The sequence below is a fragment of the Xanthomonas sp. SHU 308 genome (assembly GCF_000364645.1).
In the GTDB taxonomy this organism is placed as follows: domain Bacteria; phylum Pseudomonadota; class Gammaproteobacteria; order Xanthomonadales; family Xanthomonadaceae; genus Xanthomonas_A; species Xanthomonas_A sontii.
This window is the reverse complement of the sequence record NZ_AQOK01000003.1, coordinates 1-6,210: the sequence shown is the minus strand read 5'-3', so window position 1 is coordinate 6,210 and position 6,210 is coordinate 1. Positions and strand designations below refer to the sequence as shown.

Annotated in this window: 6 protein-coding genes and 1 pseudogene; 6 read left to right on the top strand and 1 reads right to left on the bottom strand. The window is 70.8% G+C overall.

Going from position 1 to position 6,210, the window contains the following annotated elements:
- Together D588_RS0100130 and tldD are read left to right on the top strand one after the other, a co-directional pair.
- The coding region (locus D588_RS0100130) for an AsmA-like C-terminal region-containing protein (RefSeq protein ID WP_017914546.1) at window positions 1-945 on the top strand (945 nt) is incomplete at its 5' end.
- Between the two features lie 226 nt (window positions 946-1,171).
- Complete coding sequence (gene tldD, locus D588_RS0100125; protein ID WP_017914545.1) at window positions 1,172-2,614, top strand: metalloprotease TldD; 1,443 nt, start codon at window positions 1,172-1,174, stop codon at window positions 2,612-2,614.
- Between the two features lie 156 nt (window positions 2,615-2,770).
- Here the strand turns inward: tldD and yjgA are convergent, their stop codons facing one another.
- Window positions 2,771-3,367, bottom strand: a complete 597-nt coding sequence (yjgA, locus tag D588_RS0100120; RefSeq protein ID WP_017914544.1) for a ribosome biogenesis factor YjgA — start codon at window positions 3,365-3,367, stop codon at window positions 2,771-2,773.
- A gap of 95 nt (window positions 3,368-3,462) precedes the next feature.
- Between yjgA and pmbA the strand changes: the two genes are divergently transcribed.
- The 4 genes and pseudogenes from pmbA to D588_RS23680 all read left to right on the top strand — a co-directional run.
- A complete protein-coding gene (gene pmbA, locus D588_RS0100115; RefSeq protein ID WP_017914543.1) occupies window positions 3,463-4,827 on the top strand; it encodes a metalloprotease PmbA in 1,365 nt (454 codons plus the stop codon).
- 124 nt (window positions 4,828-4,951) lie between these two features.
- Window positions 4,952-5,263 carry a DUF4870 domain-containing protein gene (locus D588_RS0100110; protein ID WP_017914542.1) on the top strand — a complete coding sequence of 104 codons (312 nt, stop codon included), beginning with the start codon at window positions 4,952-4,954 and terminating at the stop codon, window positions 5,261-5,263.
- A 176-nt stretch (window positions 5,264-5,439) separates the two neighbouring features.
- A complete protein-coding gene (locus tag D588_RS0100105) occupies window positions 5,440-5,817 on the top strand; it encodes a DUF4870 domain-containing protein (RefSeq protein ID WP_017910613.1) in 378 nt (125 codons plus the stop codon).
- A 172-nt stretch (window positions 5,818-5,989) separates the two neighbouring features.
- Window positions 5,990-6,210 (top strand): annotated as a pseudogene (locus D588_RS23680) (DUF1800 domain-containing protein); the annotation flags it as partial.

Below are 6,210 nucleotides of genomic sequence, written 5' to 3'. Positions count from 1 at the left end.
GCCACGCCCGCCGACAGCGGAGTCGCCGGCAGCGCCGGCCCGGTCCCGGCCGGCCCGTTCGCCGACAGCCTGGACCCGGCCACGATCCCGGCGCTGGCGCTGGACGTGGACGACCTGCGCTTCGGCGCGATGACCCTCGGCGCGGCCTCGCTGCGCACACGCAAGCTCGCCGACGGCATGCAGGTGGACCAGCTGCACCTGCGTTCGGACAAGCAGAAGATCGACATCAGCGGCGACTGGCGCGGCAAGGGCGCCACCGCCCGCACCCAGCTCAATGCCAACGTCGACAGCCGCGACCTGGGCGAGTTGATGGAGAACCTGGACTTCGGCGGGCAGGTGCGCGGCGGCGAAGGCCAGCTGACGCTCAGCGCCGCCTGGCCGGGCACGCCGTCCGGCCTGCAACTGGCCACGGTGCAGGGGCAGCTCGACGTGGCCGCGCGCAATGGGCAGTTGCTGGAACTGAACCCGGGCGCCGGACGCGTGCTCGGCCTGCTCAGCGTGGCGCAACTGCCGCGGCGGCTGATGTTCGATTTCCGCGACTTCTTCTCCAAGGGCTTCGCCTTCAACCGCATCGACGGCCAGATCCGTTTCGGCGACGGCCTGGCGCGCAGCGACAACCTGGTCATCGATGGCCCGGCCGCGGAGATCAAGGTGCGCGGCGAGGCCGACCTGCGCGCCCAGCAGTTCGACCAGACCATCGACGTCAATCCCAAGTCCGGCAACCTGTTGACCGTGGTCGGCGCGGTGGCCGGCGGGCCGGTCGGCGCGGCGGTCGGCGCCGCCGCCAACGCGGTGCTGGGCAAGCCGCTGGGCAACATCGGCGCGCGCACCTACCGGGTCACCGGGCCGTGGAAGGATCCCAAGGTGGACGTGATCGAGCGCGAGTCGGCGCGCCCGCCGGCGGCGCCTGCCGCGACGCCGCCGGCTGCGTCCGGGAAGCCCTGAAAAGCCGGGATTGGGGATGACCAGCCTGCGGCTGTTGAAAGCCGGGAGTGGGGACGGCGGCGGTTGCGCGCGACGCCGGTCGCAAGGATGGCAGTGGCGCGGCGCCCTGCGCGTGCATGGGATGCCGTGCATTGCCTGGAGACAGCAGCGCTTCCCGCGCGCCTGCTGTGTTCAGACTGTGCCGCCCCCGCTTGCGCTGCGCGCCTTCCTCCCCCATGTTGAGCCCATGAACGATCACGCCCTGAGTCTTGCCGAAACCCGCCTGTTGCTTCCCGCCGGCCTGGATGCCACCAGCCTGGAGCGCGCCTTCGGCACGCTGCTCGGCCCCGGCATCGATTTCGGCGACCTGTATTTCCAGCATTCGCGGCGCGAGAGCTGGAGCGTGGAGGACGGCATCGTCAAGGATGGCGCCCACTCCATCGAGCAGGGCGTGGGGGTGCGCGCGATCTCCGGCGAGAAGACCGGCTTCGCCTATTCCGACGACATCCACCGCGATGCGCTGCTGGCTGCCGCGCAGTCGGCGCGGGCCATCTCCCGCGACGGCGGCGCGCAGCCGGCGCACGCGCTGCAGCGCGGTGGCGGCCGCGCGCTGTACCCGGCGCTGGACCCGGTGGACGCGATGGACAACGCGCACAAGGTGGAGCTGCTGCGGCGGCTGGACCAATACCTGCGCGCCGCCGACCCGCGCGTGCAGCAGGTGATGGTGAGCCTGTCCGGCGGCGTGGACACGGTGCTGGTGGCGCGCAGCGACGGCGTGCTCGCCGCCGACGTGCGCCCGCTGGTGCGGCTGAACGTACAGGTGATCGTCGAACAGCAGGGCCGCCGCGAATCCGGCTATGCCGGCGGCGGCGGCCGCTACGACTACGCCACGCTGTTCGCCGACGGTCGTCCGGAAGCCTTCGCCCGCGAGGCCTTGCGCCAGGCGCTGGTGAACCTGGAGGCGGTGCCGGCGCCGGCCGGGGTGATGCAGGTGGTGCTGGGCCCGGGCTGGCCCGGCGTGCTGCTGCACGAGGCGGTCGGTCATGGCCTGGAAGGCGACTTCAACCGCAAGGGCACCAGCGTCTACGCCGGCCGCATCGGCCAGCGCGTGGCTTCGCCCGGCGTCACCATCGTCGACGACGGCACCCTGGACGGCCGCCGCGGTTCGCTCAACGTCGACGACGAGGGCACCGCGACCAACTGCACCACCCTGATCGAGGACGGCGTGCTGGTCGGCTACATGCAGGACACGCTCAACGCGCGGCTGATGGGCGTGGCGCCGACCGGCAACGGCCGCCGCGAATCGTTCGCGCACCTGCCGATGCCGCGCATGACCAACACCTACATGCGCGCCGGCCAGCACGATCCCGAGGAGATGATCCGCTCGGTGAAGAAGGGCCTGTACGCGGTCAACTTCGGTGGCGGCCAGGTCGACATCACCAGCGGCAAGTACGTGTTCTCGGCCACCGAGGCTTACCTGATCGAGGACGGCAAGGTCACCGCGCCGGTGAAGGGCGCCACCCTGATCGGCAACGGCCCGGAGACCATGCAGAAGGTGCGCATGATCGGCCACGACCTGGCGCTGGACGAGGGCGTCGGCGTCTGCGGCAAGGACGGGCAGAGCGTGCCGGTGGGCGTGGGCCAGCCGTCGCTGCTGATCGACGGGCTGACCGTGGGCGGGACGGCCTAGGAGCCGGGAGTGGGGAATCGGGAATCGGGAATGGGCAAAGCGGGCGCCTCGGTGGGCTGCGGCGTTGCAGGGCTGGCGGACAGGTTCATCGTGCGCCGCGCTCGCTGGGCTGGGAGCGTGTCGTCCGTTGTGCGTGGCAGCCGACGTTGCCGCGCCTCAGTCGCGCGTGTCGTCGAACGCCGCGTCGTCCTCGGCTTCTTCGGATTCCGATGTTCCATTCCCCATTCCCGACGCACCCCCCAGGATCATCTCGCGCAGCTCCCGGAACAACTCGCGGTAAGCGTGCGGCGGCTTGTTCTTCAGCCGCTCGTCCTTGGCGTTGCGGACCAGCTGGCGCAGCCGCTGGCGGTCGGCGTCGGGATGCTCGGCCAGCAGTTCGGCCAGCGCGGTGTCGCCTTCGGCGAGCAGCCGCTCGCGCCAGTCCTCCACCCGATGCATGGCCGCCACTTCGCGGCGCGCGCTGTCGCTGTTGACGTCCATCGCCTCGCGGATCGCCTCCAGCACCGCCTCGTCCTCGCGCCGCATCTGCTTGGCCAGGAACGCCAGCTGCCGCTTGTGCGCGATGTGCGAGGTGATGCGCTTGGTCTCGGCGATGTGCGGCAGCAGCGACTCGGGCACCGGCAGCTTGGCCAGCTGCGCCGGGGTCAGCGCCACCAGCTTCTCGCCCAGGCTCAGCACTTCCAGCGCCTCGCGGCGTTGCTGGCTGCGGCTTTCGCCGCGGAATTCACCGGTGTCTTCGTCGCGTCCGCGCATGCTCGTACTACTCGATCGGGCTGGAAATCAAATCAACACATCCGGCCAGGACGGCCGGACAGGGGCGAAGGGATTCGCACAACAAGGATAAAGCATTGAACGCGATCACCCCCGATTTGCACCGCGACGACAGCCAGCAGCGCCTGGAGCGCCTGTCCGACATCGCCGAGCGGCTGCTGGCGCGCGCCCGCGCGCTCGGCGCCAGCCAGGCCGAGGTCAGCTGCAGCGAAGACCGCGGGCTGGACGTCAACGTGCGCCTGGGCGCGGTGGAGACCGTGGAATCCACCCGCGACCGCGGCATCGGCGTCACCGTCTACTTCGGCCAGCGCAAGGGCAGCGCCAGCACCGCCGATCTGCACGAGTCCAGCCTGGAGGCCACCGTGGCCCAGGCCTGCGCCATCGCCCGCTACACCGAGGACGATGTGGCCGCCGGCCTGGCCGAGGCGGCGCTGATGGCGCGCGCGCAGCCGGATTACGACCGTTGGCATCCGTGGCCGTTGCAGGCCGAGGAGGCGATCGACCTGGCGCTGGCCTGCGAGGCCGCCGGTCGCGACGCCGATGCGCGGATCAGCAATTCCGACGGCGCCTCGGCCGGCAGCAGCGAGAGCCTGTCGGTCTATGCCAATTCGCACGGCTTCGTCGGCTGCGAGCGCAGCACCCACCATTCGATCGCCTGCACGCTGATCGCCGGGCAGGGCGACGGCATGCAGCGCGACGGCTGGTACAGCAGCGCGCTGGCACGCGAGGACCTGGAACGCGCCTCGGCGATCGGCCGCCGTGCCGCCGAGCGCACCGTGGCGCGGCTGCAGCCGCGCTCGCTGCCGACCGGCGAGGTGCCGGTGCTGTTCGCGCCGGAGATGGCGCGCTCGCTGATCGGGCATCTGCTTGGCGCGGTGTCCGGCGGCGCGCTGTATCGCCGCGCCAGCTTCCTGCTCGACAGCGCCGGCACCCGCCTGTTCCCGGAATGGTTCGCGATCGACGAACGGCCGCACCTGCGCCGCGGCCTGCGCTCGGCCGCCTTCGACGGCGAGGGCGTGGCCACCCGCGAGGCGCCGCTGGTGCGCGACGGCGTGCTGCAGCGCTACGTGCTGGGCAGCTATTCGGCGCGCAAGCTGGGCCTGCAGACCACCGCCAATGCCGGCGGCGTGCACAACCTGCAGGTGGCAGCCAACGCAGTGGATCTGCAGGCCATCCTCAAGGGCCTGCCGCGCGGCCTGCTGGTCACCGACCTGATGGGCAACGGCGTCAACCCGGTCACCGGCGATTACTCGCGCGGCGCCGGCGGGTTCTGGATCGAGAACGGCGAAATCGCCTATCCGGTGGACGAGATCACCATCGCCGGCAACCTGCGGCAGATGTTCCAGGACATCGAGGCGGTCGGCGCCGACATCGACGTGCGCTCGCACGTGCACATCGGTGCGGTGCTGGTCGGTCGGATGACGGTGGCCGGCAACGACTGAGCGCCGCGACGCAGGCAGCGCGCAAGGACGCACAGCCATGTAGGCAAGCGACACCGAGAACACGATCGCCGACGGCCCCGCGCCCGCGTGGGAGCGGGCGCTGGCGGCATTTGCGTATCTGTCGATGTGGATCGGCTTGTTCGCCGCCTGCAATGTGCACCTGGGCGACGCGCTGTGGTGGCTGCTGTTGCTGTGGCTGTTGCCGGGCGCGCAATGGTGGGCGATGCGGGGCAGGCAGCCGTTCGTCGCCGAACACGCGCGCCAGGCCATGCGGATGGGCTTCGGCCTGTCCCTGCTGAGTGCGGTCTTGCTGGCGCCGAGCGTGCTGATCTTCGGTGCCGTGCTCGTGTTCGGGTGGCTGCTGGTCGTGATGCTGCTTGTGGCGATGGGCGTCAGCCTATACGTGGCGGCCAAGGCCATGCTCGGTCGCCGCTAGCGCGATCCGCTGCCGTATGGGGCGTCGGATCAGCGCCGCGGTTGCCGAGCGGGCGATCCTTGAGCCCGTCGAGGCGTCTTCCCGCCTTGCCGGCTTGGCTTGACAGCGCTGCGCCAGCCGCCGAGAGTGACGCGCCAAACGTCTTGTCCCCTCACCACCAAAGGAACGGAATACCGATGAGCGAATTCGACAACGTCACTGCCCCGCCGCCGCCGCCGGCCTCGGCAGGCCCCCAGGAAGATCGCACTGTCGCGCTGATCACCCATCTGTCCGGGATCATCGCCGGCTTCATCGTGCCGCTGATCATCTGGCTGGTGAACAAGGACAATCCGGCCAAGTCCTTCCTCAACGACCAGGCCAAGGAAGCGCTGAATTTCCAGATCACCGTCGCCATCGCGTACGTGATCTGCGTGGTGCTCAGCGTGATCGTCATCGGCGGATTGCTGATGCCGGTGGTGTGGGTGGTGAACCTGGTGTTCTGCATCCTGGCCGGCATCAAGGCCAACGACGGCGTCGCCTACCGCTACCCGTTCGCGTTGCGCCTGATCAAGTAAGCGCGCCTGCGACGCGTCCCTGAAGGCCCGGCCGCTGTGCCGGGCCTTTTTTGTGCCCGCGCCGCGCTCCGGCGGGAGGTCGCAGGGCGGCCAGGCGCAACGCCGCCACCGGCCGGTCAACCGCGGCCCGTGCTGCGCGTTTGCAAGGCTGTCGCCATCACCGGAGCGCCGCATGATCCGCCGCGAGAGCTTGAGCGCCGCCAACCGCTTCGGCCTGGGCGCCCGTCCCGGGGACCTGGCCGCCATGGGCGAACCGCGCGCCTGGCTGGCTGCGCAACTGCAGTCGCCGCCGCTGGCGCCGGCGTTGCAGGGCCTGCCCGACAGCCTGGCCTACCTGCGCCGCGAGGCCGACTACCAGCGCGAACGCCGCCAGGCGCGGCAGCAGGCGGCCGG

Bases quoted from the DNA above. Each gene is read 5' to 3' on its own strand.
- tldD (WP_017914545.1), top strand. From the start codon at position 1,172: ATGAACGATCACGCCCTGAGTCTTGCCGAAACCCGCCTGTTGCTTCCC.
- yjgA (WP_017914544.1), bottom strand. From the start codon at position 3,367: ATGCGCGGACGCGACGAAGACACCGGTGAATTCCGCGGCGAAAGCCGC.
- D588_RS0100110 (WP_017914542.1), top strand. From the start codon at position 4,952: ATGTGGATCGGCTTGTTCGCCGCCTGCAATGTGCACCTGGGCGACGCG.
- D588_RS0100105 (WP_017910613.1), top strand. From the start codon at position 5,440: ATGAGCGAATTCGACAACGTCACTGCCCCGCCGCCGCCGCCGGCCTCG.